This is a genomic window from Achromobacter sp. HZ01, from assembly GCF_003267925.1.
In the GTDB taxonomy this organism is placed as follows: Bacteria; Pseudomonadota; Gammaproteobacteria; order Burkholderiales; family Burkholderiaceae_B; genus Achromobacter; species Achromobacter pulmonis_A.
In genome coordinates this window covers 1,261,110-1,287,665 of sequence record NZ_LWKV01000002.1, presented here as the reverse complement: position 1 = coordinate 1,287,665, position 26,556 = coordinate 1,261,110, and the positions used below count along the sequence as shown (strand labels likewise).

The 26,556-nt window shown below is 67.3% G+C and carries 22 protein-coding genes; 13 read left to right on the top strand and 9 right to left on the bottom strand.

What is annotated here, in order from left to right:
• Window positions 1-7 precede the first annotated feature (7 nt).
• Complete coding sequence (locus tag A6B37_RS14940) at window positions 8-985, bottom strand: tripartite tricarboxylate transporter substrate binding protein (RefSeq protein WP_111826194.1); 978 nt, start codon at window positions 983-985, stop codon at window positions 8-10.
• Entirely contained in the window at window positions 982-2,226 is a 1,245-nt protein-coding gene (locus A6B37_RS14935; RefSeq protein WP_111826193.1) for a YbfB/YjiJ family MFS transporter, read from the bottom strand. The genes A6B37_RS14940 and A6B37_RS14935 overlap by 4 nt, the downstream gene beginning before the upstream one ends.
• 65 nt (window positions 2,227-2,291) lie before the next feature.
• Here A6B37_RS14935 and A6B37_RS14930 point away from each other — a divergent pair, with 65 nt between their 5' ends.
• Window positions 2,292-3,170 carry a LysR family transcriptional regulator gene (locus tag A6B37_RS14930; RefSeq protein WP_111826192.1) on the top strand — a complete coding sequence of 293 codons (879 nt, stop codon included), beginning with the start codon at window positions 2,292-2,294 and terminating at the stop codon, window positions 3,168-3,170.
• Here A6B37_RS14930 and A6B37_RS14925 read toward each other — a convergent pair.
• The 4 genes from A6B37_RS14925 to A6B37_RS14910 form a co-directional block, all read right to left on the bottom strand.
• Window positions 3,158-3,796: an OmpW family outer membrane protein gene (locus A6B37_RS14925; RefSeq protein ID WP_111826191.1), complete on the bottom strand. Its 639-nt coding sequence runs from the start codon at window positions 3,794-3,796 to the stop codon at window positions 3,158-3,160. The genes A6B37_RS14930 and A6B37_RS14925 overlap by 13 nt on opposite strands.
• Before the next feature lie 190 nt (window positions 3,797-3,986).
• Window positions 3,987-5,453, bottom strand: a complete 1,467-nt coding sequence (locus tag A6B37_RS14920) for a glutamate synthase subunit beta (protein ID WP_102773053.1) — start codon at window positions 5,451-5,453, stop codon at window positions 3,987-3,989.
• Between the two features lie 8 nt (window positions 5,454-5,461).
• Window positions 5,462-10,201 (bottom strand): glutamate synthase-related protein, encoded by a 4,740-nt coding sequence (locus A6B37_RS14915; RefSeq protein WP_111826190.1) that lies wholly within the window; start codon window positions 10,199-10,201, stop codon window positions 5,462-5,464.
• A gap of 378 nt (window positions 10,202-10,579) precedes the next feature.
• Entirely contained in the window at window positions 10,580-11,323 is a 744-nt protein-coding gene (locus tag A6B37_RS14910) for a hypothetical protein (RefSeq protein WP_111826189.1), read from the bottom strand.
• 233 nt (window positions 11,324-11,556) lie between these two features.
• On the opposite strand from A6B37_RS14910, the gene fghA reads away from it, so the two are divergent.
• The 3 genes from fghA to rpoH all read left to right on the top strand — a co-directional run bounded on the left by fghA (window position 11,557) and on the right by rpoH (window position 14,272).
• Window positions 11,557-12,423: an S-formylglutathione hydrolase gene (gene fghA, locus A6B37_RS14905; protein ID WP_111826188.1), complete on the top strand. Its 867-nt coding sequence runs from the start codon at window positions 11,557-11,559 to the stop codon at window positions 12,421-12,423.
• Between the two features lie 63 nt (window positions 12,424-12,486).
• Window positions 12,487-13,176, top strand: a complete 690-nt coding sequence (locus A6B37_RS14900; RefSeq protein ID WP_111826187.1) for a hypothetical protein — start codon at window positions 12,487-12,489, stop codon at window positions 13,174-13,176.
• A 211-nt stretch (window positions 13,177-13,387) separates the two neighbouring features.
• On the top strand, window positions 13,388-14,272 hold the full coding sequence (gene rpoH, locus A6B37_RS14895) for an RNA polymerase sigma factor RpoH (protein ID WP_111826186.1): 885 nt from the start codon (window positions 13,388-13,390) through the stop codon (window positions 14,270-14,272).
• 277 nt (window positions 14,273-14,549) lie between these two features.
• Here the strand turns inward: rpoH and cpdA are convergent, their stop codons facing one another.
• Window positions 14,550-15,389, bottom strand: coding sequence for a 3',5'-cyclic-AMP phosphodiesterase (gene cpdA, locus A6B37_RS14890; RefSeq protein ID WP_102773062.1), 840 nt, complete (start codon window positions 15,387-15,389; stop codon window positions 14,550-14,552).
• A gap of 189 nt (window positions 15,390-15,578) precedes the next feature.
• On the opposite strand from cpdA, the gene A6B37_RS14885 reads away from it, so the two are divergent.
• Complete coding sequence (locus tag A6B37_RS14885; protein WP_102773063.1) at window positions 15,579-18,230, top strand: cation:proton antiporter; 2,652 nt, start codon at window positions 15,579-15,581, stop codon at window positions 18,228-18,230.
• Between the two features lie 6 nt (window positions 18,231-18,236).
• Here the strand turns inward: A6B37_RS14885 and A6B37_RS14880 are convergent, their stop codons facing one another.
• Complete coding sequence (locus tag A6B37_RS14880; RefSeq protein WP_102773064.1) at window positions 18,237-19,049, bottom strand: NUDIX domain-containing protein; 813 nt, start codon at window positions 19,047-19,049, stop codon at window positions 18,237-18,239.
• A gap of 290 nt (window positions 19,050-19,339) precedes the next feature.
• Between A6B37_RS14880 and coxB the strand changes: the two genes are divergently transcribed.
• The 5 genes from coxB to A6B37_RS14860 all read left to right on the top strand — a co-directional run bounded on the left by coxB (window position 19,340) and on the right by A6B37_RS14860 (window position 23,511).
• The gene (gene coxB / locus A6B37_RS14875; RefSeq protein WP_102773065.1) at window positions 19,340-20,497 is read left to right on the top strand and encodes a cytochrome c oxidase subunit II; all 1,158 of its coding nucleotides are present in this window, start codon (window positions 19,340-19,342) and stop codon (window positions 20,495-20,497) included.
• 104 nt (window positions 20,498-20,601) lie between these two features.
• Complete coding sequence (ctaD, locus tag A6B37_RS14870; protein ID WP_102773066.1) at window positions 20,602-22,209, top strand: cytochrome c oxidase subunit I; 1,608 nt, start codon at window positions 20,602-20,604, stop codon at window positions 22,207-22,209.
• A 29-nt stretch (window positions 22,210-22,238) separates the two neighbouring features.
• A complete protein-coding gene (locus A6B37_RS26170) occupies window positions 22,239-22,364 on the top strand; it encodes a cytochrome oxidase small assembly protein (protein ID WP_209165517.1) in 126 nt (41 codons plus the stop codon).
• A gap of 8 nt (window positions 22,365-22,372) precedes the next feature.
• The gene (locus A6B37_RS14865) at window positions 22,373-22,597 is read left to right on the top strand and encodes a DUF2970 domain-containing protein (protein WP_102773067.1); all 225 of its coding nucleotides are present in this window, start codon (window positions 22,373-22,375) and stop codon (window positions 22,595-22,597) included.
• Between the two features lie 38 nt (window positions 22,598-22,635).
• Entirely contained in the window at window positions 22,636-23,511 is an 876-nt protein-coding gene (locus A6B37_RS14860) for a cytochrome c oxidase subunit 3 (RefSeq protein WP_102773068.1), read from the top strand.
• 152 nt (window positions 23,512-23,663) lie between these two features.
• Here A6B37_RS14860 and A6B37_RS14855 read toward each other — a convergent pair whose 3' ends face one another.
• Window positions 23,664-23,864: a twin transmembrane helix small protein gene (locus A6B37_RS14855; RefSeq protein ID WP_102773069.1), complete on the bottom strand. Its 201-nt coding sequence runs from the start codon at window positions 23,862-23,864 to the stop codon at window positions 23,664-23,666.
• A 36-nt stretch (window positions 23,865-23,900) separates the two neighbouring features.
• On the opposite strand from A6B37_RS14855, the gene A6B37_RS14850 reads away from it, so the two are divergent.
• The 3 genes from A6B37_RS14850 (at window position 23,901) to A6B37_RS14840 (ending at window position 26,545) form a co-directional block, all read left to right on the top strand.
• Complete coding sequence (locus A6B37_RS14850; protein WP_111826185.1) at window positions 23,901-24,710, top strand: SURF1 family protein; 810 nt, start codon at window positions 23,901-23,903, stop codon at window positions 24,708-24,710.
• Between the two features lie 3 nt (window positions 24,711-24,713).
• Window positions 24,714-25,343, top strand: coding sequence for a hypothetical protein (locus A6B37_RS14845; protein WP_210405798.1), 630 nt, complete (start codon window positions 24,714-24,716; stop codon window positions 25,341-25,343).
• A gap of 167 nt (window positions 25,344-25,510) precedes the next feature.
• Window positions 25,511-26,545: a COX15/CtaA family protein gene (locus A6B37_RS14840; RefSeq protein WP_102773517.1), complete on the top strand. Its 1,035-nt coding sequence runs from the start codon at window positions 25,511-25,513 to the stop codon at window positions 26,543-26,545.
• Window positions 26,546-26,556: the final 11 nt, after the last annotated feature.

Here is a 26,556-nt window from a genome sequence, read left to right as displayed (position 1 = left end):
TGGAAGGTTATTGAAGCTGGATGTTTCCGGCCTTGATGACTTTCGCCCACTTCTCGGTTTCGCTCTTGATGAAGGCGCCGAATTCCTCGGGCGTGCCGCCGCCGGCCTGGCTGCCGGTGTCGGCGATGGCCTTCTGCACCTCGGCGTCCTTCAGGATGCGGTTGAACTCGGCGTTGAGCTTGGCGATGATGGGCGCCGGGGTGCCGGCCGGGGCGACGATGCCCTGCCAGTTGTACGACTCGAAGCCGGGCAGGCCCGATTCGGCCATGGTGGGCACGTCGGGCAGCACGGCCAGGCGCTTGGCCGAGGTCACGGCGATCGGGTGGATCTTCTTGCCCTGGATGGCCGGCAGCGCCGAGTAGCCCATTTCGAACATCATCGAGATATGCCCGCCCATGAGATCGGTGGCGGCCAGGCTGCCGCCCTTGTAGGGCACGTGGATGATGTCGATGCCGGCCTGCTCGCGGAACATCTCGCCGGACAGGTGGTGGGCGCCGCCCACGCCGGACGAGCCGAAGGTCAGCTTGCCGGGCTCTTTCTTGGCCAGCGCGATCAGGTCGGCCAGCGTCTTGACCGGCAGGTCGTTGTTCACGCTCAGCACCAGCGGGCTGTTTTCGATCAGGACGATGGGCGCCAGGTCCTTTTGCGGATCGTAGGGCATGTCCTTCATCAGGGTCGGGTTGACGGCCATGGGCGCCAGGTTGCCGGTGCCGATGGTGTAGCCGTCCGCGGCGGCGCGCGCGATCAGGTTGGTGCCGACCACGCCGCCCGCGCCCGCCTTGTTCTCGACCACGACGGGCTGGCCCAGCGAGTCGCCGAGCTTGCGCGCCAGCAGGCGCACGCGGGTGTCGGCGAAGCCGCCCGGCGCGTAGGGCACGATCATGGTGATGGGTTTGCTCGGCCAGTCGGCCGGCTGGGCCTGGGCGGCGCTGCCCAGGGCGGCGACGGCGGCGATGGCGGCGATCAGGGGACGCAACGGTTTCATGCTGGGAACTCCTCTTTATGCTTTCTTGTGGAACAGCCCTGCGGGCCGACCGCATTATGCCCAGCACTTCCGTCGTCTGTCGTGATTTTTCCCAGGCGCCAGGCCGACAGGCCCAGCAGCGCCGCGCTGCCGCCCAGCACTTGCGGCAGGCCCGCGCCCCAGTGCGCGGCCGCCGCGGCCAGCAGCGGACCCAGTATCTGGCCGGCGGCGAAGGCGGCGGTCATGAGGGCCGCCGCGCGCGGGGCGGCCGCGCCGGCGCCGCGCCGCGCGGCCAGCATGCCGGCCTGCGTGATGACCATGAAGGTGCCGCCCACCAGCAGCGCGGCCAGGATCACGGCGGCGATGTGCTGCCACAGCGCCGCGGCCAGCATGCCCAGGGCCATCAGCGCCTGCGCGGCGCGCCAGACCTGCCTGTGGTCGCGCCCACGCCCCAGCCGCGGGACCAGCAGGCAGGAGGCCGCCGCGGCCAGCCCGAACAGCGGCCAGGCCCAGCCGAAGACGGCCGGGTCCGCAATGGCCTGCTTGGCCATCACGGGCAGGAAGGTGGCGGGAATGATGTAGCCCACGCCGAACACGCCGTAATGCAGGGCCAGCCCAGGTATGCCGGCAGGCAGCGCGGCGCCCGCGGCGGCGGGCGTGGGCGCCACGGGCGCGGCCCTGCGGCGCATGCCGGACCAGGCCGCCGCCGACAGCGCCAGCGCCAGGGCGCCCAGGGCGATCCACAGCATGTCCGCGTCCGCGCCGAGCGCGGTCAGGGCCAGGCAGGCCAGGCCGGTGAGCGCGATGCCCGCGCCCACGCCGGCATAGGCCACGGCCGAAGCGCCCGCCTCGCGCGGGTCGCCGGCCGGCACGGGCCGCCAGGCCGCCACGCAGATGAAGGCGCTGGCGCTGGCGTAACCCGCGGCCAGCCGCAGCGCGCACCAGGCCGCCATTCCCGGCCACAGCGGCATGGCCAGGGTCAGCGCCGCCACGGCCAGCAGGCTGGCGGCCAGCATGCCGCGCAGGCGCCGCGGCGGCCAGGCGACGGCGGCCAGGGCGCCCAGCAGGTAGCCGGCGTAATTGGCCGAGGCCAGCCAGCTGCCCTGCGCCAGCGACAGCCCGGCTTCCTGCGCCATGGCGGGCCAGACCGGCGTGAAGGCGAACCGGCCGATGCCCATGGCGGCGGCCAGGGCCAGCGCCGCGGGCCAGGCCAGCGCGGCAGCGCCGCGGGGCGGCGGGAGGGGCGAAGCAGGCGTTGACATGCCCCCTACTCTAAGGCTGTACTAATATCTTTAATAGTGAATTATTCAGAACACGAGTTCTTGAAATGAGAAACTTGGACCTCGACGCGCTGCAGATATTCAAGGCGGTGGCCGACCAGGGCGGCGTGGCGCGCGCCGCCGCGCACCTGAACCGCGTGCAGTCCAATGTGTCGACCCGCCTCAAGCAACTCGAAGCCGAGCTGCAGACGCCGCTCTTTCGGCGCCAGAACCGCCGCCTGGTGCTGTCGGACCAGGGCCGCGTGCTGCTGTCCTACGCCGACCGCCTGCTGCGCCTGTCGGACGAGGCCCAGGCCGCGGTGCGCGAGGGCGCGCCGCGCGGCGTGCTGCGCATCGGCACCATGGAAAGCACCGCGGCAGCGCGCCTGCCGCCCATTCTGGCGGCCTACCACGCGGCCTGGCCGCAGGTGCGCATCGAGCTGGTGACGGGCACTTCGGCGGCGCTGGCCGAGCAGGTGCGCGGCTACGCCATCGAAGCCGCTTTCGTGGCCCGGCCGTTTCCGGCGCAGGGGCTGGCGGCGATGGACGCGTTTCGCGAAGAGCTGGCGCTGATCTCGCCCGCGGCCTGGGGGCCGGTCGGGCGGGCGCAGGAATTGAGCGGGCGCAGCGTCATCGCGTTCGCGGCGGGGTGTTCGTACCGCCGCATCCTGGAGTCATGGCTGAACCAGGAAGGCGTGACGCCGGCCAACGTGATGGAGTTCGCGTCGTATCACGCCATCGTGGCCTGCGTGGCGGCCGGATCGGGCGTGGCCATCGTGCCGCGTTCGGTGCTGGAGGTGCTGGGGCCGGCGCATTCGGTGCGCATCGGCGCCCTGCCCGGCTCCCATGCGCGCGCCCTGACCCAGCTGGTCTGGCGCGCCGACGACGACACGCCGGCTCTGCAGGCGTTGCGCCAGGCCTTGCAACAGGCCGCTCAGAAGCGGTAGCCCACGCCCACCGTGGCGACCCACGGGTTGATGCGGGCGGTGCCGATGTGCTGGCCGTCCAGCTTCACCTTGGACGAGATGTCGATGTAGCGGATGTCCGCGTTCATGAACCAGCGGTCATTGATCTTGATGTCCGCGCCGAGCTGCGCGGCCACGCCCCACGAATCCTTCAGCTTCAGGTCCGAGCCGCTCAGCGCGCCCTTGGTCTGGGTGTCGAAGAAGGTGGTGTAGTTGATGCCGACGCCGATGTAGGGCTGGATCATGCTGTCGGGCAGGATGTGCCATTGCAGGCTCAGCGTGGGCGGCAGGTGCTTGGTGGTGCCGATCTTGCCCAGGCCGCTGCCGCGGATGTCGTGCTGGAAGGGCCAGGCGCCGAGCAGTTCGATGCCGATGTTGCGCGTGGCCATGTAGGTGAGCGTGAAGCTGGGGCGGACGTTGTTGTTGACGTCGAGCTTGACGCTGCCGTCGAGCACGCTGCCGTTGTTGGAGGCCGGCATGACGCTGGTGGCGCCAACCTTGACCAGCACGTCCCCGGCCTCGTGCGCATGCGCGGGGGCGGCGAGCGAGGCGGCGGCGATCAGGCCGGCGATGGCGGTGGCGCGGGCGTGGCTGTGCAGCGAAAACATTTTCCTCTCCGATCTTTTCTGGGGTTGAGCAGCTAGGTTCTCAAACCTGCTCCGGACCCCGGTTGACGCGTGTCAAACCGTGAAAAGACCGCAAGGAAAAAGTGGTTATGTTGCAACAAGTCGTAGCACGACCCATGAAAAACGCCGCCGCGCGCTTTCGCGCCGGCGGCGTCGCATGCTGCGCCCAGGCTCAGCGCGGCAGTTCGCTCGACCCCATCAGGTAGGCGTCCACGGCGCGCGCGCACTGGCGGCCTTCGCGGATGGCCCAGACCACCAGCGACTGGCCGCGGCGCATGTCGCCGGCGGCGAAGACCTTTTCCACGTTGGTGCGGTAGTCGTCGGTGTTGGCGCGCACGTTGCCGCGCGCGTCGCGGTCCACGCCGAAGGCGTCGAGCACGGTCTGCACCGGCGACACGAAGCCCATGGCCAGCAGCACCAGGTCGGCCTTGATCTCGAACTCCGAGCCTTCGACTTCGCGCATCTTCATCTGGCCGGTGGCTTCGTCCTTGAACCATTCGACGCGCGCGCCGACCAGTTTCTCGACGCGGCCGTTGCTGCCCTTGAGCAGCTTGGTGGTCACCGACCAGTCGCGCTCGCAGCCTTCCTCGTGCGAGGACGAGGTGCGCAGCTTGAGCGGCCAGTAGGGCCAGGTCATGGCCTTGTTTTCCGACTCGGGCGGCTGGGGCATCAGCTCGAATTGCGTGACCGAGGCCGCGCCGTGGCGGTTGCTGGTGCCGACGCAGTCCGAACCCGTGTCGCCGCCGCCGATCACCACCACGTGTTTGCCCTTGGCCAGCGTCTGGTTGGCCAGGCGGTCGCCGGCCACGGCCTTGTTCTGCTGGCGCAGGAAGTCCATGGCGAAGTACACGCCGGACAGCTCGCGGCCCGGCACCGGCAGGTCGCGCGGGGTTTCCGAGCCACCGCTCATCACCACGGCGTCGAACTCGGCCAGCAGCGATTCAGGCGTGCGCACCGTGAGGCCGTCGGCCACCGGGTCGCTGGGGTTGCCGATATAGGTCGAGGGCGCGAACTCCACGCCTTCGGCCTCCATCTGCGAGATGCGGCGGTCGATCTGGTGCTTTTCCAGCTTGAAGTCGGGGATGCCGTAGCGCAGCAGCCCGCCGATGCGGTCGCTCTTTTCGAACAGGGTCACGGAATGGCCGGCGCGCGCCAGCTGCTGCGAGCACGCCATGCCCGCCGGGCCGGAGCCCACCACCGCGACCTTTTTGCCGGTCTTGCGCGCCGGCACCTGCGGCGTGACCCAGCCTTCGGCCCAGCCCTTGTCGATGATGGCGTGCTCGATGGACTTGATGCCCACGGCCTCGCTGTTGATGTTCAAGGTACAGGCGGCTTCGCACGGCGCCGGGCAGATGCGGCCGGTGAACTCCGGGAAGTTGTTGGTGGAGTGCAGCACGTCCAGCGCGCGCTTCCAGTCCTGGCGGTACACCAGGTCGTTCCAGTCCGGGATGATGTTGTTGACCGGGCAGCCGTTGTTGCAGAACGGAATGCCGCAGTCCATGCAGCGCGCCGCCTGCTGCTTGGCCTGCTCGTCGGTCAGGTGCAGCACGAACTCGCGCCAGTTCTTCAGGCGCTTCTGCGGGGCCTCGGAGGCCTCCTGCAGGCGCTGGTATTCCATGAATCCGGTGATCTTTCCCATGATTTCCCTCACGCAGCCAGTTGTTGCGGGTTGGCTGCACGCCACATTTCACCCAATGCGCGGCGGTAGTCCGTCGGCATGACCTTTACGAATTTGCCGCGCGAGGCTTCCCAGTCGCCCAGGATTTCGCGGGCGCGGAAGCTGCCGGTGTAGCGGAAGTGGTCTTCCACCAGGCGGCGCAGGATGGTTTCGTCCGTTTCGCGTTCGCCGCCGCGCTGGGCGCTGTGCCAGGTGTCCATGTTGTCCTGCGCGGCCTGTTCGGCGTGCGGGACCACGGGTTCCAGTTCGACCATGGACAGGTTGGCGCGGTGCTTGAGCGTGCGCTCCGGGTCCCACACATAGGCCACGCCGCCGGACATGCCGGCCGCGAAGTTGCGGCCGGTGGCGCCCAGCACCACGACGGTGCCGCCGGTCATGTATTCGCAGCCGTGGTCGCCGGTGCCTTCCACGACGGTGGCCGCGCCCGAGTTGCGCACCGCGAAGCGTTCGCCGGCCACGCCGTTGAAGAACGCCTCGCCCGCCAGCGCGCCGTACAGCACGGTGTTGCCGGCGATGATGTGATCCGGGCCGAAGCCGCGGAAATCGTTGGGCGAGCGCACGATGATGCGGCCGCCCGACAGGCCCTTGCCGACGTAGTCGTTGCCTTCGCCCACCAGGTCCATGGTGATGCCATGGGCCAGGAAGGCGCCGAAGCTCTGGCCGGCGGTGCCATTGCACTGGATGTGGATGGTGTCGTCCGGCAGGCCCTCGTGGCCGTAGCGCGCGGCCACCGCGCCCGACAGCATGGCGCCGATGGTGCGGTTGCGGTTGCGCACCGGCACGATGAACGAGACCTTCTCGCCGCGCTCCAGCGCCGGCTTGCTGCGCTCGATCAGCTGGTGGTCCAGCGCGCCGGCCAGGCCGTGGTCCTGCTCTTCGGTCTGGCGCACTTCGGCGTCGGACAGGGTCTGGTGGAACACGCGGGTGAAGTCCAGGCCCTGGGCCTTCCAGTGCTCCACGCCCGAACGCATGTCGAGCAGGTCGGCGCGGCCGATCAGGTCGTCGAACTTGCGGATGCCCAGCTGGGCCATGATTTCGCGCACTTCCTCGGCGATGAAGAAGAAGAAGTTGACGACGTGCTCGGGTTTGCCCTGGAATTTCTTGCGCAGCACCGGGTCCTGCGTCGCCACGCCCACCGGGCAGGTGTTCAGGTGGCACTTGCGCATCATGATGCAGCCTTCGACGACCAGCGGCGCGGTGGCGAAGCCGAATTCGTCGGCGCCCAGCAGCGCGCCGATGACCACGTCGCGGCCGGTCTTCATCTGGCCGTCGGCCTGCACGCGGATGCGGCTGCGCAGGCGGTTGAGCACCAGCGTCTGCTGCGTCTCGGCCAGGCCCAGCTCCCAGGGCGTGCCGACGTGCTTGATGGACGACACCGGCGAGGCGCCCGTGCCGCCGTCATGGCCGGCGATCACGACGTGGTCGGCCTTGGCCTTGGCCACGCCCGCGGCCACCGTGCCCACGCCCACTTCGGACACCAGCTTGACCGAGATCGAGGCCTTGGAATTGACGTTCTTCAGGTCGTGGATCAGCTGGGCCAGGTCTTCGATGGAATAGATGTCGTGGTGCGGCGGGGGCGAGATCAGGCCCACGCCCGGCACCGAATAGCGCAGCTTGGCGATGTATTCCGACACCTTGTGGCCGGGCAGCTGGCCGCCCTCGCCGGGCTTGGCGCCCTGGGCCATCTTGATCTGGATCTGGTCGGCCGAGGACAGGTATTCGGCGGTCACGCCGAAACGGCCCGAGGCCACCTGCTTGATCTTCGAGCGCAGCGAGTCGCCCTTCTTCAGCGCGACGTCGGCTTCGATGCGCTCGGCGCCCAGCACCGAGGCCAGCGTGTCGCCGTCCTTGATGAGGCTCTTGCCTTCGCGCATCTCGGCGCGGTAGCGCAGTTCGTCCTCGCCGCCTTCGCCGGTGTTGGACTTGCCGCCGATGCGGTTCATGGCCACGGCCAGCACCGAGTGCGCCTCGGTCGAGATCGAGCCCAGCGACATGGCGCCGGTGGCGAAGCGCTTGACGATCTCCTTGGCCGGCTCGACGTCGTCGAGCGGGATGGCGCGCGACGGATCGAAGCGGAACTCGAACAGGCCGCGCAGCGTCATGTGGCGGCGGCTCTGGTCGTTGATGATCTGCGCGTACTCCTTGTACGTGCGGTAGTTGTTGGCGCGCGAGGCGTGCTGCAGCTTGGCGATGGAGTCCGGCGTCCACATGTGCTCTTCGCCGCGCACGCGATAGGCGTATTCGCCGCCCGCGTCCAGGTCGTTGGCCAGGACCGGATCGGTGCCGAAGGCGGCGCGGTGCTGGCGCAGCGCTTCCTCGGCGACCTGGAAGATGCCGATGCCTTCGATGTTGGAGGCGGTGCCGGTGAAGTACTTGTTCACCAGGGCGCTTTGCAGGCCCACGGCTTCGAAGATCTGCGCGCCGGTGTAGGACATATAGGTGGAAATGCCCATCTTGGACATGACCTTGTTCAGGCCCTTGCCGATCGCCTTGATGTAGTTCTTGACCGCCTTTTCGGGGTCATTCATCTTGCCCAGCGATTCCAGCGCCAGGTAGGGGTGGATGGCTTCGGCGCCATAGCCGCCCAGCAGCGCGAAATGGTGCACCTCGCGCGCCGAGCCGGTCTCCACGACCAGGCCGGTGTTGGTGCGCAGGCCGGCGCGGATCAGGTGCTGGTGCACCGCCGAGGTGGCCAGCAGCGCGGGGATGGCCACGCGTTCGCTGTCGACCAGGCGGTCGGACACGATCAGGATGTTGTAGCCGCTGCGCACCGCGTCCACGGCGCGCGCGCACAGCGCGGCCACGCGGGCTTCGATGCCCTCGGGACCCCAGGCGGCCGGATAGGTGATGTCCAGCTCGAAGCTGCGGAACTTCTTGCCCGTCACCTGCTCGATGTCGCGGATCTGCGCCATGGCGGCAAAGTCCAGCACCGGCTGCGACACTTCCAGGCGCAGCGGCGGGTTGACGTTGTTGATGTCCAGCAGGTTGGGCTTGGGGCCGATGAACGACACCAGCGACATCACCAGCTGCTCGCGGATCGGGTCGATCGGCGGGTTGGTGACCTGCGCGAACAGCTGGCGGAAATAGTTGTAGAACGGCTTGGCGCGGTCCGACAGCACGGCCAGCGGGGCGTCGTTGCCCATCGAGCCGATCACTTCCTCGCCGCTGGCGGCCATGGGCTCGAGGATGAACTTGTAGTCTTCCTGGGTCCAGCCGAAAGCCTGCTGGCGGTCCAGCAGCGAGACCGGCGATTGCGTGGCCGTGGCGGCCTGGCGCGGCGCCGGCAGCGATTCCAGCTTGATCTGCAGGCGCTCGATCCACTGGCGGTAGGGGCGGCTGTTGGACAGCTGCAGCTTGATCTCGGCGTCGTCGATGATGCGGCCCTGCTCCAGGTCGATCAGGAACATCTTGCCCGGCTGCAGGCGCCACTTCTTGACGATGCGGTTCTCGGGGATGGACAGCGTGCCGGCCTCGGAGGCCAGAATCACCATGTCGTCGTCGGTGACCAGGTAGCGCGCCGGGCGCAGGCCGTTACGGTCCAGCGTGGCGCCGATCTGGCGGCCGTCGGTGAACGCGACCGCGGCCGGGCCGTCCCACGGCTCCATCATGGCGGCGTGGTACTCGTAGAAAGCGCGGCGGCTTTCGTCCATCTGCGTGTGCTGCTCCCAGGCTTCCGGGATCATCATCATCATGGCGTGGGCCAGCGAGTAGCCCGAGTTCACCAGCAGTTCCAGGCAGTTGTCGAAGGTCGCGGTGTCGGACTGGCCTTCGTAGACGATGGGGTACAGCTTCTTCAGGTCGTCGCCCAGCACGGCCGACTGCATCATGCCTTCGCGCGCGCGCAGCCAGTTGAAGTTGCCCTTGACCGTGTTGATTTCGCCGTTGTGGGCGATCATGCGGTACGGGTGGGCCAGCGGCCAGGCCGGGAAGGTGTTGGTGGAGAAGCGCTGGTGCACCAGGGCCAGGGCCGAGACGGTGCGGGTGTCGGCCAGGTCGCGGTAGTAGCGGCCGACCTGGTCGGCCAGCAGCAGGCCCTTGTAGACCACGGTGCGCACCGAGGCCGAGGGCACGAAGTATTCCTTGCCATGCGCCAGATGCATGTTCTGGATGGCGTGGCTGGCGGTCTTGCGGATCACGTACAGCTTGCGTTCCAGCGCGTCCGGCACCATCACGTCGGCGCCGCGGCCGATGAACAGCTGGCGGATCACCGGCTCGCAGGCGCGCACGGCGGGCGACATGGGCATGTCCACGTCCACCGGCACATTGCGCCAGCCCAGCACGACCTGGCCCTCGGCGCGCACCGAACGCTCCAGCTCTTGCTCGCAGGCCAGGCGCGAGGCGGTTTCCTTGGGCAGGAACACCATGGCCACGCCGTATTCGCCGGGCGGCGGCAGGACGATGCCCTGCTGGCTCAGCTCGTCGCGGTACAGCGCGTCGGGGATCTGGATCAGGATGCCGGCGCCGTCGCCCATCAGCTTGTCCGCGCCCACCGCGCCGCGATGGTCCAGGTTCTCCAGGATCTTCAGGCCCTGCTGGATGATGGCGTGGCTTTTCTTGCCCTTGATGTGGGCGACGAAACCGACGCCGCAGGCGTCATGTTCGTTCTTGGGGTGGTACAGGCCCTGGGCGGGAGGCAGACCGATGCGGCTCGCATCGATGGGGGTCGCCTTGGGCGGGAGACAGGATTCGATCTGGGTGTTTTGGGGCATGGCGCGCTCCGCAGTAGGCCTGCGTCGTGATGTTGCAGTGCAGGAGACGGACAATACCCCTGACAGGAGCAGGGTGCAATAGGAATAAACAGGGTATGTCCCTAATTATATTTATGGCCGCTCATAGGATGATTATTTGGTGACGTATCTAGAGCGTTGCCTGGCGCGGGTTTCCAGATGGGGGTGCAGACGGAGAAGCGATGTTTGACCGGGATTTGGCCGTTTTTTAGGTTATGCGTCCCCAATAATTTTGGATATCTAGGCCGATCGTATCCGCAATCCGGTGTTGCGCAATCGCAATGGCGAGCGCCGCGACGCGCCCAGGGCGCGTCATGCATGCAGGAAAACGGGAAAGGAATCCGCCCGGGACGGGGCGGATCAGGAATTGGACGTGGAAGAGGAAGGTTCGGCATCGGCCGGCGCGGCTGCGGCCGGCTTCTTGCGCGGGCGTCCGCGCTGGCCCGGGGCCACGCGCCGGCTGGCGGTGTGGGCCAGGCTGGCGATGAAGGCGGGGCCGCCCAGCGCCCACTGGCCGGAAACCGCCTGGTCGATGCGCTGGCTTTCCTCGCGCGACAGGCCGTCCTGCAGGCGCTTGCGGTAATTGGCCTGGCGGTCGAAAGGCGTGTTGCCGCAGGCCCAGTAATCGGCGTGGTCCGACTGCCATTGGGCGGGGGCGGCCGTGGTGTTGCCGGTGTGGCTGGAGGCCGAGGACCAGGGCCAGGAGTCCGGGTCCTGCGAGGCGCCGCTGCGTACGGGATAGGTTTCCAGCCAGACCAGGGCCGGCAGCACCCAGGCGCCCGGTTCCAGCAGGGCCGAGCGGTAGCGGCCGGCGAATACGCGCCCGCCGCGCAGCCGCGCCGCCAGGTTGCGGCCCAGCGTCTGCATCAGCCGCGGCAGGCCTTCTTCGTCGGCCGGCGTGGCCAGCAGCAGGATGCGGTCGTTGGCGAGCAGCCAGCCATGAACCGAGACCCGATGGCGCTGGGCGGATTCGCCCAGCCACGTGGCCAGCTGGTTCAGGATGTCGGCCGGCGCGGGTTGAGACGGCGCCGCCAGCGGCTGGATGAAATTGGCCTGCACCAATTGGGGCAGCCCAGGGGCGTACAGACGGGGCAGACGGGCCATAGTGTCAGGACTTGCGTATCCGGAAGAACGGGTTGTCTTCTCTCACGGTATATAAATAGTGCCACGGTAGGCGGCGGTCAAGTCCCGTGATCGCGATATGGGCAAGGATCCGTCATTTTTTTCGTCGTCCGTACCCGAATACGTGCAGGTTAACATTCGGCGACGGAACGTCGTACCGTGGATATACCCTAACCCGCGGGCGTTTTTTCATCCCCTACGACTGGAGCAGACCTATGGCCGTGGCCCTCGAACTCATCTCGCAGCACCGCTGTTTCGGCGGCTGGCAGCGCTATTACCGCCACGAATCCGCGCAGATCGGCCTGCCCATGCGGTTCTCGGTCTATCTGCCGTCCCAGGCCGAGCAAGGCCCGGTACCCGTCCTGTTCTACCTGGCCGGGCTGACCTGCACCGAAGAGACTTTCATGATCAAGGCCGGCGCCCAGCGCCTGGCTGCGGAGCTGGGCGTCATGCTGGTGGCCCCGGACACCAGCCCGCGCGGGGCCAACGTGCCGGGCGAGGACGAAAACTGGGACCTGGGCACCGGCGCGGGCTTTTACGTGGACGCCACCACGCCGGCCTGGCGCACGCACTACCGCATGTACAGCTACGTGACCGAAGAACTGCATGCCATCGTCACCGGCGGCGCGCTGCCGGGCGACGCGTCGCGCACCGGGATCTTCGGCCATTCCATGGGCGGCCACGGCGCGCTGGTGCTGGCGCTGCGCAACCCCGCCAAATTCCGCTCGGTGTCGGCCTTCGCGCCCATCGCCGCGCCCAGCCTGTGCCCGTGGGGCAAGAAGGCCTTCGGCGCCTACCTGGGCGCCGACGTCCAGGACTGGGCCGCCTACGACGCGTCGGCGTTGATGCGCCAGGCCCGCCAGCCGTTTCCCGGGGGCATCCTGATCGACCAGGGAGAATCGGACCAGTTTTTGGCGGAACAGTTGTATCCCGAGGTATTCGAGCAGGCCTGCGCCGCCGCCGGCCAGCCGTTGACCCTGCGTCGCCACGAGGGCTACGACCACGGCTATTACTTCATCTCGACGTTTATCGAGGATCACATCCGGTTTCACGTCGAGCGGCTTGGAAAACCCGCGGCCTGAGGCCGCTTCTATACTGGCCGGCCACCGCCCGCGGCGGTTCTTACCTAATCGGGAACGGCTGATTTGATCAACGGAATCGCTCCTTTCGTCTGGATACTGCTGGGCGCCATCGTCGTCCTGCTGCCGGGCATCGTCATGCTGCTGGGCAAGGGCGGCCCGCGCGACGAGCGCGGCCGCAAAATGTTCCAGCTCCGGCCGGTGCGCCGCCTGTTCGGGCTGATGCTGGTGCTGCTGGGCTGCGTGTCCGGCCTGCTGGCCCTGTCGCTGGTGCAGTTCTTCCGCCTGACCACCGACGAGCCGGTGGCCCGCGTCGAGATCCGCCAGCTGGCCGAGGGCCAGTTCCAGGTGGACGCCAGCGCGCCGGCCATCGGCAACCGCCAGTACGTGCTGTACGGCGACCAGTGGCAGATCGACGCGCGGGTGGTGCGCTGGAAGGTGCCGGCGCTGATGGCGGGCGTGCCGCCGCTGTACCGCCTGGAGCGGCTGTCCGGCCGCTACAGCGACGCGGCCCGCGAGGCCTCGGCCACCCGTTCGGTGCATCCGCTGGACGACTGGCCCGCGCCCGACCTCGGTTCGCTGAAGAAGAATTTCCCGAACTGGTTCCCCTTCGTCGATGTCCAATTCGGCAGCGGCGCCTACATGCCCCTGTTCGACGGCGCCCGCTACCAGGTCTTCCTGGACCCGCGCGGGGCGCTGTTCATCCGCCCCGACGGCCAGGCTACGGTCGACGGCCTCAAGCGCCTGGGCTGGTAGTGTGAACACCCACGCTGCGCCGCCTTGGGGCGGCCCGGCGGCGGCGCGGCCATTCTTGCGCTGGCTCGAACTTCTCGGGCCAAAAAAATTGGGGGCGAATCATGTGTGGTGGAACTTTGATGCGCCGCAATAGTCGAATTAGCACTCCCTTTACTAGAGTGCTAACATCGAATTCATGTCGTCATCCTTAAGCCTTCCGGAGACTCCCGTTATGAAACAACCCAGTACCTCGTTGGCCACTTCCGGCAACGCCCTGGCGTTGGCCATCGGCAATCCGGGCGCGCTCGGCACGATCGACGCATACATTTCCGCGGTGAATCGCCTGCCGGTGCTGTCGGCTGAACGAGAAACCGAGCTGGGACGCCGCCTGCGCGACCAGGAAGACCTGGGCGCGGCGCGCGAGTTGATCCTGTCGCACCTGCGCCTGGTGGTGTCCGTGGCCCGCCAGTACCTGGGCTACGGCCTGCCCCACGCCGACCTGATCCAGGAAGGCAACGTCGGCCTGATGAAGGCCGTCAAACGTTTCGACCCCGAGCGCGGCGTGCGCCTGGTGTCGTTCGCCGTGCACTGGATCAAGGCGGAAATCCACGAATACATCATCCGCAACTGGCGCTTGGTCAAGGTGGCCACCACCAAGGCCCAGCGCAAGCTGTTCTTCAACCTGCGCAGCATGCGGCCCGACGGCCAGACGCTGGACCCCGAGCAGGTCGATCACATCGCGCGCGAGCTGAACGTGCGCCGCGAAGACGTGAGCGAAATGGAAGTGCGCCTGTCCGGGCGCGACATGTCGCTGGAAAACCAGGACGACGACGATGAGAGCTACGCGCCCATCGCCTATCTGTCCGACGACGGCCGCCAGGAACCCACGCGGGTGCTGGAGCGCGCCGCGCGCGACCGGCTGCAGGGCAGCGGGCTGAGCGAGGCGCTGGAAGCGCTGGACCCGCGTTCGCGCCGCATCGTCGAGGCGCGCTGGCTGCAGGACGACGGCGGCGCCACGCTGCACGAACTGGCCCAGGAATTCGGCGTCTCGGCCGAACGCATCCGCCAGATCGAGGCCGCCGCCCTCAAGAAAATGCGCGGCAATCTCCAGGCCTGACGCGCCTGCCGCCCGCCCATGCAAAAGGCCGCTTTCGAGCGGCCTTCGTCTTTTGCGGCGCGCCTGGCGGCCGTTACATGAATTGATACAAATTCACCCGGAATTTTTGCGCCGCGCCAGAAACTTAATGCGGGCCGCGCCGACTAACTTCATGTAGACCGCGAACTCCGGTTGGCTGTCTAGTCGTCCGTCTCGGCTTCTCCTCTTTCCCCTCCCCTATGAGACGGATGTTTGCGGGGCACCAATAATCTATGTATTGGTGCCCCGTTTTTTATGCCTAGGCCGCCTGCACCTTGTCCGACGCCGCCAGCGCCGGACGCCACAGCGCGTCCTGCACCCGCCGCACGCCGGTCGCCAGCGATCCGTCCTGGTACAGCTTGATCCAGCGATACCCCGGCGCCATGTTGTCCACCACGTGCTGCCCGTCGCGGATGCTGAACTGGAAGCACGTGGACGGCGTGGCCAGCATGCGCAGGTTGTGGCGGCGGCGGTCGAAGTCGTGGTGCACGTGTCCCCACAGCAGCACGCGGGCCTGCGGCCAGCGGGCCAGCAGCTTGAACAGCGCCTGCGGGTTGTCGATCATCATCGTGTCGTGCCAGTGGCTGTCGATCTGCATGGGGTTGTGGTGCATCGCGACTAGCGTGTGGCGCCCGGGCGCTTCGGCCAGGGCGGCCTCCAGCAGATCCAGCTGGCTGGCGGGCAGGTGGCCCGCGTCGGAGCCGGGCACCGTGGTGTCCAGCGTCACGACGCGCCAGGCGCCCACGTCGGTGACCGGCTCGGACCACTGCGCCAGTTCCTCGCGCATCACGGCAGGCAGGTCATGGTTGCCCGGCAGGCAGCGGATGGTGGCGCGGTCCAGCGCCGGCGCCTCGGACAGGATGGAGGCAAAGCGGCGGTAGGCCGCCGCCGCGCCGTCCTGGGACAGGTCGCCGGTGGCCAGCAGCAGGTCGGGATGGCGGCCGTCGGCCTCGATCTGGCGCAGCACGGCGCGCAGGCTGGCGTCGGTGTCGACGCCCAGCATCACGGTGCCGGGCTCGCCGAACAGGTGGCTGTCGGTGAGCTGGACCAGCATGGCGGGCGCGTCGTCGCGCCGGGTCAGGGCATGGATGCGGGCCAAGTGCCGCTCCTGAAAAGTTGAAGCGATTCCACATTACCCAAAAAACGCGTCGCCACGCGTATCGCGCTTGCGTATTGGGGTAACCAAACGTGCATTCTCTACGATTCTCTACAGTTCGCCGCCCGGACTTGGGGAAAAAAGCCGCTATTCTTGTGAAATTTCTCCCTAGCCTCAGACGCGGCGCTATCCATGGATGTCGGTTTTCTCGTATTCGGCCTGGCCGGTTTGCTCACGCTGGTCTGCTTCATGCCGCCTTTGGCCGGCCGCCTCAAGCTGCCGTACTCGGTGCTGCTGGCCATCGTCGGCTGTCTGCTGGGCATCATCGTGCACCTGCACGGCTGGGCGCCGCGCTGGATCGGCGATTTTCTGGATTCGCTGGAACGCTTCGAGATCTCGTCGGAAACCTTCCTGATGGTGTTCCTGCCGGTGCTGCTGTTCGAGACCGCGCTGTCGATGAACGTGCGGCGCCTGATGGACGACATCGGCCCCATCCTGATGATGGCCATCGTGGCCGTGGTGGTGTGCACCGTGGCCGTCGGGGTGGCGCTGGACGCCGTGTCGTCCTACGGCCTGGTGGTCTGCCTGCTGCTGGGCGCCATCGTGGCCACGACCGACCCGGTGGCGGTGGTGGGCATTTTCCGCGAGGTGGGCGCGCCCAAGCGCCTGACCACGCTGGTCGAGGGCGAAAGCCTGTTCAACGACGCGGCCTCCATCGCCTTGTACTCGGTGCTGCTGGCGGTGCTGGGCGGCCACGGCGAACTGACCGTGAGCGGCATTTTCAATGACTTCATCGTGCACTTCCTGGGCGGCGGCCTGGCCGGCTACGCGATGGGGCGGCTGGCCTGCTTCCTGTTCGCGTGGCTGCGCGGCTTTCCCACCGCCGAAATCACGCTGACGCTGACGCTGGCCTATCTGTCCTTCTTCATTTCCGAGCACTACCTGAACGTCTCGGGCGTGGTCGCCACGGTGATCGCCGGCCTGGTGGTCGGGTCCACCGGCCGCACCCGCATGTCGCCCACCACGTTCGAATACCTGTCCAGCGCCTGGGGGCAGTTCGGGTTCTGGGCCAATTCGCTGATCTTCTTGTTCGCGGCCATGCTGATCCCGAAGCTGATGGCGGCGGCCGACTGGCAGGAATTGCTGCTGGTGGTGGTGCTGTTCGTGACCACGCTGGCGGCGCGCGCCATCGTGGTGTTCGGCCTGCTGCCGCTGTTGGGCCTGACCCGGCTGGGCACCAAGGTCAGCAGGCCGTACAAGGTGGTGATGCTGTGGGGCGGCCTGCGCGGCGCCGTCTCGCTGGCGTTGGCGCTGGCCGTCACCGAACAGACCGGCGTGCCCGAAGAGGCGCGCCAGTTCATCGCGGTCGCCACCACCAGCTTCGTGCTGCTCACGCTGTTCGTCAACGGCATCAGCCTGCGTCCGCTGATCCGCGCGCTGGGCCTGAATCAGCTCTCGCCGGTGGAGCGCACCATCCGCAACCAGGCCCTGGCCGTGGCGCTGGAAGACCTGCAGGGCAAGACGGAAGAGGTCGCGCGCAGCGAGCACATCGGCGCCGAGGTGCGCGACCGCATCCGCGCGGTGTTCGACGCCAGCCTGACCAGCGTGCACGACGGCCAGGTCGGCCAGATGAGCGACGAGCAGCGCGTGGCGGTGGGCCTGGCCATCGTGGCGCAGCGCGAAGAGGAAATGTTCTTCGACATCCTGAAGGCGCAGATCGTGGACTGGCGCATGGCCGAGGCGCTGCTGGCGCGGGCCGAGCGGCTGGAGGACGCGATCCGGCAGGGCGGCGTCGCGGGCTTCGAGCGCGGGATCGTCGACGACGTGCGCTATTCGCCCGGTTTCCGGCTGGCGCTGCGGCTGCACTACGTGTTCGGCTTCCAGAGCTGGCTGGCGCGCGAACTGGCCCAGCGTTTCGCCAACCTGATGAGCAAGCGGTCGGTCGCGCAGCGCCTGATCGCGTTCGCGCGCGAACAGATCACGCCGCTGCTGGGCGAAGAGGCCACCGCGCGCATCGTGTCCCTGCACCAGCGCCGCCTGGACCTGATCGAAAACGCCATACAGGCGCTGAATCTGCAATATCCGTCCTACGCGCAGTGGCTGCAGGAAAGCTATCTGGGCCGCGTGGCGCGCGAAATGGAGCGCATCCGCTACCGCGACATGCTGGAGCAGTTCCTGATCAGCGGCGAGGTGTACGCCGACCTGATGGCGCAGTTGAAGAGCCGCTGGGCCCATATCGACCGCCATCCGCCGCTGGACATCGAAATGAGCGCGGCCGAGCTGATCAAGCGCGTGCCGCTGTTCGAGGGGCTGTCGGCCGATTCGCTGCGCGCCATCAGCAAGCTGCTCAAGCCGCGGCTGTCGCTGCCGGACCAGCGCGTGCTCACCAAGGGCCGGCACGGCGGCGAAATGTGCTTCGTGGCCTCCGGGGCCGTGGCCGTGCACCTGCCGGACAACACCCTGATCGAACTGGGCAGCGGCGAATTCTTCGGCGAACTGGGGCTGCTGGGCGAGCAGCAGATCGAGCCCGACGTGACCTCGCTGGGCTACAGCAAGCTGCTCATGCTGTCGTCGCGGGATTTCCACGCGCTGCTGGCGCGCGACGAGAACCTGCGCGAGCGCATCCAGCTGGTGGCCAAGCAGCGCCTGCGCGCCATCGAGGTGTGGAAGCAGTTCTCGCAGGCCAATGCCGCGGCCGCGCCGGCGCCCGCGCCGGCCTCCGCGCCCAGCCCGGCCCAGGCCGCGGAAGCCGCCGAGGCCGCGGGCGCAACCCCGCCCGCCGGCGAGGCGCCGCAAGCCGATCCGCCGCCCGCGGGCATGCTGGACGCGGCGCGTCCGGGCTGACGGGCCTCAGGCCGGGATTTCGCCGGCCGCGCGGCGCTGCATGATGTCTTCGACGATCACCAGCGCCGCTTCCAGCGTGAATTCGCCCTCGGCGATGCGGCGCAGCACCGTGGCCACGTCCAGCGTGGCGATCTCCATGACTTCGCCGTCGCGGTTGGCGGGCCGGGCGTCGGCTTCCAGCACGCAGGTGCTGGTCAGCACGTCCTCGACCTGATAGCCCTCGGGCAGGCGCCGATGGATGCGCAATATGGTGCGCAGCGGCGTGCGACGCGCCAGGTCGGGTTCGTCCAGCCCGGCTTCCTCGCCGCATTCGCGCACCAGCGCCAGTTCCAGGTCCTCGCGGCTGCCGGCCAGGCCGCCCACCAACGTATCCCACATGCCGGGATCGGTGGACTTGCTGAGCGAGCGGCGCGCGACCCACAGGCGGCCGTCGGGCGTCCACGCGTTCAGGTGCACGGCCTTGGTGAGCAGGCCCAGGGGGCGCACCGCGGCGCGTTCGATCACGCCCAGGGCAGTGTCGCCGTCCATGACGTCCAGCAATTCGTCGCGCCAGCCGCGCAGGCAGTTGGCTTGGCGCAACAGTTGCGCGGCCCGTTCGAGCACGCCATCCAGTTGCGCGCCCGGCTCCAGGCCCGCGCCGATGCGCAGGGTCTCGCCGTCGGCGTCGATATCGGCCGCGCCGCGCAGCGCGTCGCACGCCGCGTGCGTGGCCCAGCCGCAGCGGCGCCCCGCTATATATAAAGCGCGCGCGCCGTCGGGAGCGGGCTCCTGGGCGCGTGCGCAAAGGGCGGCGTACAGATCGGGCAACTGTTGTGGCATCGGGGAATCGTGGTGTTGATGTTACCGACGATTTTATGCCAGCCTGTTTTCAGCCCCAGGTCAAGAGGGCGAGGCCAAATGGGGGCGGCGCCTACGAATTCAAGGGCGCTAACTTACATCTGTTTGCGCGTCCGCTATAATCCGGCAGTTTCTTTGTGATTTCGAGTGGGAACGACAGGGGCCGCTCTATCTCCCTGCCTCGCCCCTGCCATCTAATAATTGCGTGTTGCCCGTTTCCGGTGACTTCCGCCACTAGAGAACGGACCTACGCGCCGTGTTTCGAGGTAAGCATGAAGAAGTGGAGAGGGATACTGGGGACTTGTGCGATGCTGATGGCCAGCGTGGCGAGTGCTCAGGTGCAAGACATGCCCGGCGGCCCGAAGGTCAACCAGCTGAACCTGCATGAGGGCGTGACGTCGATTTCGCGCGACATCATGTGGCTGCACTGGATGCTGCTCACGATCTGTATCGTGATCTTCATCGGTGTGTTCGGGGTGATGTTCTATTCCATCTGGGCGCACCGCAAGTCGCGCGGCCACAAGGCCGCCACCTTCCACGAACACCTCGGCGTCGAAGTCGCATGGACGGTCATCCCGTTCATCATCGTCATCGCCATGGCGCTGCCGGCCACCAAGACCGTGGTCGCCATGAAGGACACCTCCAGCGCCGATCTCACCGTCAAGGTCACCGGCTATCAATGGAAGTGGGGCTACGAGTACCTCGACGGCCCGGCCGCCGGCGTCAAGTTCCTGTCCACCTTGTCGACCCCGCGCGCGCAGATCGAGAACCGCGAGCCCAAGGGCGAGTTCTACCTGATGGAAGTGGACAATCACCTGGTGGTGCCGGTGAATAAAAAGGTCCGCATCGTCCTGACCGCCGCCGACGTCATCCATTCCTGGATGATTCCGGACTTCGGCGTCAAGCAGGACGCCATCCCCGGCTTCCTGCGCGATGCCTGGTTCAATGCCGACAAACCCGGCATTTACCGCGGCCAGTGCGCGGAACTCTGCGGCAAGGACCACGCTTTCATGCCCATCGTCGTGGAAGTTATGGCGCAAGCCGACTACGATAAGTGGGTCGAAGACCAAAAGAAGAAGATGGCGGCGAACGCCGACGATCCCAACAAGGAGTGGACGGAAGCCGAACTGGTTGCCCGCGGCGAGAAGGTTTTCGCGGCGAATTGCGTGGCCTGTCACCAGGCCAACGGCAAGGGCATCCCGGGCAGCTTCCCCCCGCTCGACGGAGACAAGGTTGTTCTGGGGCCGAAGGCCGAACAGATCAACACCGTGCTGAAGGGCAAGCCCGGCACCGCGATGGCGCCGTTCGGCGGCCAGCTCAACGATGTCGAGATCGCGGCGGTCATCAGCTATACGCGCCATGCCTGGAGCAATGCAGGCAAGGGGCAGGACCCGACGGTTCAGCCGAAGGACGTGACGGCTGCGCGCTGATCGCGCGCGCCCAGCCACGCCTACGCAGAACCGGTTCCGTTTAGTTAGAGATACCCTGCCGGCCCCGTGGATCGGGCCCGGCACTCAGCAGGAAGGAGTCCATCATGAGCAGCGTCACTGTAGACCACGTGTCGCCGGGCCACGGCCACGGTCACGATGACCACCACCACGCCATCCCCACCGGCTGGCGCCGCTGGCTTTTCGCCACCAACCACAAAGACATCGGGACGATGTACCTCATCTTCTCGTTCGTCATGCTGCTGGAAGGCGGCACGCTGGCCTTGCTGCTGCGCACCGAGCTGTTCGAGCCGGGCCTGCAGTTCTTCCGCCCCGAGCTTTTCAACCAGTTCACCACCATGCACGGCCTGGTGATGGTGTTCGGCGCCATCATGCCGGCCTTCGTGGGCTTCGCGAACTGGATGATCCCGATGCAGATCGGCGCTTCCGACATGGCCTTCGCGCGCATGAACAACTTCAGCTTCTGGTTGCTGCCCATGGCCGCCATCATGCTGACGGCCTCGTTCTTCGTGCCCGGCGGCGCCACCGCGGCCGGCTGGACCCTGTACGCGCCGCTGTCGCTGCAGATGGGCCCCGGCATGGATCTGGCGATCTTCGCGCTGCACATCATGGGCGCCTCGTCCATCATGGGCGCGATCAACATCATCGTCACCATCCTGAACATGCGCGCGCCCGGTCTGACGCTGATGAAGATGCCGCTGTTCTGCTGGACCTGGCTGATCACCGCCTTCCTGCTGCTGGCCGTGATGCCGGTGCTGGCCGCCGCCATCACCATGGTGCTGACCGACCGCCATTTCGGCACGGGCTTCTTCAACGCCGCCGCCGGCGGCGACCCGGTGCTGTACCAGCACGTGTTCTGGTTCTTCGGGCACCCCGAGGTCTACATCATGATCCTGCCGGCGTTCGGCATCGTGTCGGCCATCGTTCCCGCCTTCGCCCGCAAGAAGCTGTTCGGCTACGCCTCCATGGTGTACGCCACCGCCTCCATCGCCGTGCTGTCCTTCATCGTGTGGGCGCACCACATGTTCACCACCGGCATGCCGGTGACCGGCCAGCTCTACTTCATGTACGCCACCATGCTCATCTCCATCCCGACCGGGGTGAAGGTGTTCAACTGGGTCGCCACCATGTGGCGCGGCTCCATGACGTTCGAGACCCCGATGCTGTTCTCGATCGGCTTCATCTTCGTGTTCACCATGGGCGGCTTCACCGGCCTGATCCTGTCGGTGGCCCCGATCGACATCCAGGTGCACGACACCTACTACGTGGTGGCCCACTTCCACTACGTGCTGGTGGCCGGCTCGCTGTTCGCGCTGTTCGCCGGCGCCTACTACTGGGTGCCCAAATGGACCGGCCGCATGTACAGCGAAAAGCTGGGCAAGCTGCACTTCTGGTCCACGCTGATCTCGTTCAACGTGACCTTCTTCCCGATGCACTTCCTGGGCCTGGCCGGCATGCCGCGCCGCTACGCCGACTACGCAGGGCAGTTCACGACCTTCCACCAGATGGCCACCATCGGCGCGTTCTGGTTCGGCCTGTCGCAGCTGATCTTCCTGTGGGCGATCCTGCGCTGCTACCGCGGCAAGGGCGAAGTCGCCGCCGCCAAGCCGTGGGACGGCGCCGAAGGCCTGGAATGGACGGTGCCCTCGCCCGCGCCCTTCCACACCTTCGAGACTCCGCCCGAAGTGAAGTAAACCGCTTTCACGTTCCAGGTAGCACAGCCATGACACCCGAGCAGCGCCGCCGCAACAAGATCGCAGGATTGGTCCTGCTGGCTTTCGTCATCGCCGTGTTCGCCTGGACCGTGCTGCGCGGCTCGGCCCTGATGTCCGGCATCGCGCTCAAATAGGCCCGGCCATGAGCGACGACCTGCGCGAGACCGCCCAGCGCAAGCTGAGCTTCCTGCAAACCATGAAGGCGGTGGCATGGGGATTCTTCGGGGTCCGCAAGGGGGCGGGCCACCGGGAGGACATCGCCAAGCTCAACCCGGTCCACGTGATCCTGGGCGGACTGCTGGCAGCGGCCATCTTCGTTACTGTGCTGGTATTAATTGTGCGTTGGGCCGTTTCCAGCCTGACTTGACTCACTTGATTCTATAAATCTGTACCAGGGAGAAAGCCATGAGTGCAAGCCACTCGGTTCAAGGTAAAGAGGCACCGTACTACTTTGTGCCCGCCGACTCGGGTCACCCCGTGCGCACGGCCGTGACGCTGCTCGTGATGGCCCTGAGCGCCACGGCCTGGTTCAACGGCGTGGGCTGGGCCAAATGGACCCTGCTGGTGGGCTTCGTCGGCCTGATCTCGGTGCTGTACTTCTGGTTCGGCGACGCCATCCAGGAATCCGAGTCCGGCCTGAACAGCAAGCGCATCGACGGTTCGTACCGCTGGGGCATGAGCTGGTTCATCTTCTCCGAAGTCATGTTCTTCGCGGCGTTCTTCGGCGCCCTCTGGTACACCCGCACCGTCACCACGCCGTGGCTGGGCGACATGGACCACCGGCTGATGCTGTGGCCCGACTTCCAGGCCGTGTGGCCGAACTTCGGCCCGGCCGGCGTGGTCGAGCAGTTCCAGACCGTCGGCCCCTTCTGGCTGCCCACGATCAACACCGCGCTGCTGCTGAGCTCCGGCGTCACGCTGACCATCGCCCACCACGCGCTGCGCGAAAACCACCGCGGCAAGGCCATTTTCTGGCTGCTGGCCACGGTCGTGCTGGGCTTCGTCTTCGTCGCCTGCCAGGCCTATGAATACCACCATGCCTACACCGAGCTGAACCTCAAGTTCAACTCCGGCGCCTACGGCTCGCTGTTCTACATGCTTACCGGCTTCCACGGCTTCCACGTGCTGCTGGGCGCGACCATGCTGACCGTGATCCTGGTGCGCCTGATCCGCGGCCACTTCACCGCCGACCACCACTTCGGGTTCGAAGGGGCGGCGTGGTACTGGCACTTCGTGGACGTGGTGTGGCTGGGGTTGTACTTGTTTGTGTATTGGTTCTGAGATAGGCGGCTGGCGCCGCCTGATGGGTTGCGCGCGTTGACGGGTGGGTTTTTTTCACGGGTGTCCGCGCGCTGCACCCATCCTACGCCGTCACGCCGTCGCGTCGTCATGTCGCCGGCCGCGGTGCGGCCGGGAACCTCGCCAGGCCAGGCCTATCTAAGGCCTGTGCTCTCGATCCAGCCCATGTGGTGGGCGAACAGCACGAACAGGAAAAGGGCCACGGACAGCCCGATGCGTACCGTCAGCGCGTTCACCGTGCGGTTGGTGGTGCCTTTGTCCCGCATCAGGTAGACCAGGGCGGATGCCAGACTGGCCAGAATACCGATAAAGGCCAGGACGACGAAAACGCGCATGGTGGTCTCCGGACAAATCAGAGTTATTGAAGAAAGATGGCCCGACCGCATTCAACCCGCAACACGGTAGCTGCGCTGCTGCTGCTCGGCGCCGCCGTGGTGGTTCTGGCGTCGCTCGGGCAATGGCAGCTGCGCCGCGGCGACGAGCGACGCGCCATTCTGGCGGCTATCGAGGCCGGCCGCAAGCAAGCGCCGCTGCCCTTGACGCCGGCCACCGACCCCGCCGCCATGACGGCATGGCGCGCCGCGCGGGCCACGGGCGTGTGGCTGCCGCAATTCAGTGTACTGCTGGACAACCGCAACCAGGACGGCAAGCCCGGCTACTGGCTGGCCACGCCGCTGCGGCTCGACGGCCCCGAAGGCCGCGCCGTGCTGGTGTTGCGCGGCTGGCTGCCGCGCGTCATGGCCGCGCCCGGACAGGGGCCGGCGCAGCCCGACCTGCCCGCCGCGCCCGCCGGGCCGCAGACCGTGGCGGGCGAACTTTCGCCGCGCGTGCCGCGGCTGTTCGAGATCTGGTCGCTGGGCGGGTCCGACGAGTCGGCCCTGCCGGCCGCGCTGCCGGCGGCGGGCGGCGCGGCGCCGCAGGTGCAGAACCTGCCGCTGGAGGAATACGCGAAGGCGACCGGCCTGGCCTTGCTGCCCACGGTGCTGATGCAGTCGGACGACGGCGCCGGCGACGGCCTGGTGCGCGACTGGCCGCAGCCCTCGGTGGATTTCCAGCAGAACACCTCTTATGCCGTACAGTGGTTCGCTTTCGCCTCGATCGCCGCCATCGCGTGGCTGGTGGTGCTGGGGGGCGCCATCCGCCGCATGAGGCGCTCATCCGCAACCCGCAACACAGGATAAAAAGTGGCTCGCGACATTTCTTCCAACCGGCCCGCAGGCAAGCGTTCGCTGCTGCCCATGCTGCTGGTGTTCCTGTGCTCTTTGGCGCCCATCGTCGGCGCCGTCGTGGTGTACATGAACCCGCAGTGGTGGCCCGCCGAATCCAGCAACTACGGCGCGCTCATCGAGCCGCAGCGGCCCATGCCCGCGGCCGGCGAACTGCGTCTGACCACGCTGGACGGCCGGCTCTTCGACCTGCAGAGCCTGAAAGGCAAATGGCTGCTGGTGGCCGCCGACGGCGGCGCCTGCCCCGACAGCTGCGCGCGCAAGCTCTTCATCACGCGCAACAGCCACGCCAGCCAGGGCAAGAACGTGGAGCGCCTGGCGCGCATCTGGTTCATCACCGACGACGCGCCGGTGCCGGAAAAAGTGCTGGAGGCCTACAAGGGCACGGTGATGGTGCGCGCCGACCCCGACCAGCTGGCGCGCTTCCTGCTGGCGCGCGAGCGCGCCGCCGGCCAGCCCGGCCTGCAGGACCCGATCTGGGTGATCGATCCGCTGGGCAACCTGATGATGCAGTTCCCGGCCGAGGCCGACGGGGTGAAGGTCCGCAAGGACATCAGCAAACTGGTCTATAACTCAAGAGTAGGGTAGGTCCCCCCCCCGAAGCGCCTTTGGCGCTTCCCCCCCAGGGGGGCGCCGCTACGGACCGGCGGAGCCGGATCCGTGCGGCCTGGGTTGTGGGGCGTTGGTTTGATGCGGCGTGCGGTTTTGTGGCGCGTAATTTGATTTTTTGCCGTTTTTTTATTGTTTTTATGGATATCGAACGCCTTCGGACGCGTTATCGCAAGCTGGTTTTTTTCACCTGGTTCCTGACGCTGGACCTCATCATGTTCGGCGCTTTCGTGCGCCTGACCGATTCGGGGCTGGGCTGTCCCGACTGGCCGGGCTGCTACGGCAGCGTGACGCCGCTGGGCGCCATGGGCGATATCCATGAAGCGTCGCAGGCCATGCCTTTCGGTCCCGTCACGCTGTCCAAGGCCTGGATCGAGATGATCCACCGCTATGTCGGTTCCATCCTGGGCATGCTCATCATCGGCATCGTCTACATGGCCTGGCGCTATCGCCGCGAACTGGGCCGTTCGCCGGCCCTGGCCGTGACCACGCTGGTGGCCGTCTGCGTGCAGGGCGCGTTCGGCGCCTGGACCGTGACCCACAAGCTCATGCCCGCCGTCGTCACCGCGCATCTGGTGTTCGGCCTGTCGGTGCTGGCGCTGATGACCTGGCTGTCGGCGCGCGAGCGTCCGCACCTGGCCCTGTCGGCGGCCGCCGCGCGCTGGAGGCCGTGGGTGGCCGGGGGCTTCGCCCTGCTGCTGGTGCAGGTGACGCTGGGCGGCTGGGTCAGCACCAACTACGCCGCGCTGGCCTGCATGGACTTTCCCATGTGCCATGGCCAGTGGGTGCCCGAAATGGACTTCCACGGCGGCTATTCGGTGATCCGCGCGCTGGGCGAGCTGCCCTCGGGCGAGATGATTTCGCAGCCGGCGCTCACCGCGATCCACTGGGTCCACCGCAATTTCGCCTTCGTGGTGTTCCTGTACCTCGGCACGCTGGCCTGGCGGCTGCGCGCCGAGCCCGGCCTGCGCGGCCCCGCCACGCTGATGCTGGCGCTGCTGGCGGCGCAGCTGCTGACCGGCCTGACCACGATCTTCTTCCAGTGGCCGCTGCTGATCGCGGTGCTGCACAACGGCGGCGCCGCCGGCCTGACGCTGGCCGCGGTCGTATTGATGGTGCGTTTGTCCACGGCAGGACGTGCGCCGGCGGGGAATTACGGCCCCGATTTGGTGCGCGTTTAAAATAGGGCTCA